Raw genomic sequence first — 1,532 nt, forward strand, 5'->3', positions numbered from 1 at the left:
GGCAGATATAAAATTTCTGCACCAACCCCTTTAGCAAGTTCGGTAATCTTATTAGACTTATGAAAAGTAGCATTATCAAAGTTTGTCCAGATCGGTGTCAGAAATTGCTCAAACCATTTATTAACATATTGCAGTGGCCTTCAAAGATTAACGGAGCAACTATTTTTCTTCCACTTAAGGCTGCAACCATGCTGATTCCAGATTTTAGGGCTGTCCTTTCTGGCAATATCCATAGGGATAGTCTTCGGTATTATCAATACCAGATTCATCTATATATACTAAGTTTTGAGGTTCTTTTGTCGCTATAACCCTTACAAATTGAGCTCGCTTTTCCTCATTTCTTTCTTTGTATCCGTAAGTCTTGTGAATCCTATATTTTTAAGTGCTCGATTGTCTACTAATATTGCACCAGCATCTCTGACTGAGTTTTGCCACCTTGCAAATGCATTCCAGTCGGTAATTTTATGGTTATAGCCCACGTTTTTGACTGAAAATCTCCCGTTTTCTCACGTCTTTTCTTCCACTCATATAAAGTTGTTTTTCCGATCTTAAATCTCTTGGCAATAGTTTTCTCCTTCATCCAACGCTTCCATTACCTTTTTCCTTACGTCATAACTATTTACCTTCACTACTATAAATCCATATCTTACTCTTTTTCTACTATTATGAGTAGGGCTATACAATTTAGAGCTGGCAAAATGAGTTTCGAAAGAAGTTACATAATCTTAAATATCTTTATCTCTCGGATCTTACTTTCTACTCTCATTCTAAATGATTTCTATTATGCTCTTTCTGCTCTGGAGTTAATGGCTTTTTACGATACTTTTTATATGGAATTATAACATTGCTTTGCAATTTTTGCCAACCTTGATATCCAGAATCGGCATATTTTATGCTATCGAGTGGTAGATATTTTTCTTGTTTCCTTATGCGAAAATCGCTCACGATATGACTTTGACACTGATAAAATTCTTCCTCCTTCTTCGATAATAATCTCAGTTTTCATAGTGTTGGTTCTTTTTTTTCCTGAATATGATTTCTTCCGTTTTTTACTATCTTCTGGCCTCTGTATTTGCTGTTCTGTAACATCAGCCAGAATTTTCAGTATTTTTTCTGGTGTCATACTTCTATCTTTTGTTATAGTCACTTTTTTGGCGAGTAATGGCTCTATTCTCTTAAGTAACCTACATACATTTGCGTTGTGCACATTGAATAGGCATCCTAAAAATCTATGTGTTATGTAAGTGCGATAGTACAAAATTACACAAAACAACTTATCTTCCAGAGTTGGTAGTTTTTATCTTCTACCATGGCACTTTTTCTGTTTTTCAAGTTTTTCCCATCCAGACCTCACTTTTTCCACTACTTTTTCGAACTCCTCTATAGTTAAACCTGTTATATTACGAAAGTTTCTTCGGTGTTTCCTCATATTATAGTAACTAAAGCTCATTTTTTACCTTACTCAATCTGCTGATTCTTCTTCTACCTCTCTCCCATCATTTTTTCAATCACCTTTTGCAGCAGGTCTTTTG

Annotated in this window: 2 pseudogenes; both read right to left on the reverse strand. The window is 34.9% G+C overall.

What is annotated here, in order from left to right:
- Positions 1 to 593, reverse strand: a pseudogene (locus tag Wcon_RS10250) (transposase); the annotation flags it as partial.
- A 125-nt stretch (positions 594 to 718) separates the two neighbouring features.
- Positions 719 to 1,450, reverse strand: a pseudogene (locus Wcon_RS12895) (transposase); the annotation flags it as partial.
- Positions 1,451 to 1,532 lie beyond the last annotated feature (82 nt).

The organism is Wolbachia endosymbiont of Cylisticus convexus, from assembly GCF_003344345.1.